1 protein-coding gene is annotated in these 423 nt (G+C 40.2%); it reads right to left on the reverse strand.

All coding sequences use genetic code 11. The features are described 5' to 3' along the window. Positions 1-389 (reverse strand): HIT family protein (locus tag KJR01_RS09870; RefSeq protein ID WP_214119071.1); only part of this gene is annotated, 389 nt, incomplete at its 3' end. Between the last annotated feature and the right edge of the window lie 34 nt (positions 390-423).

The raw sequence follows: 423 nt of genomic DNA on the forward strand, positions 1-423 counted from the left end.
TCTATATTGGTACCACAAACCCTAGTCTCTCCTATAGTGGTGATAAAATTAGTATCCCCTGCCCAACGCGGCACTAGGTGATAATGACAATGAGGAGCTATCCCAGCACCCGCATCTTTACTCAAATTCATACCGATATTTACCCCACCTGCATGGAGTTCACTTTTTAAAATTCTTACCCCTAGACGCACAAATTGACTTATCTCTTGCCAAGCTTCATCACTTAAATTTTCTATATGCTCTTCATGTATATAAGGAATCACCATAAAATGCCCTGCAGAATAAGGATAGCGGTTCATCACTCCAAAACAATGCTTTGCTCTAAAAATCTCGAATAATGCTGCATCGTTTTTGATCTCAGTAGCGCAACCTCTAAATGGACAAAAGATTTTATCTTCCGCTACTTTCTCACACCGTGATGGA

The organism is Campylobacter sp. 2018MI10, assembly GCF_018501175.1.
Taxonomy (GTDB): Bacteria; Campylobacterota; Campylobacteria; order Campylobacterales; family Campylobacteraceae; genus Campylobacter_E.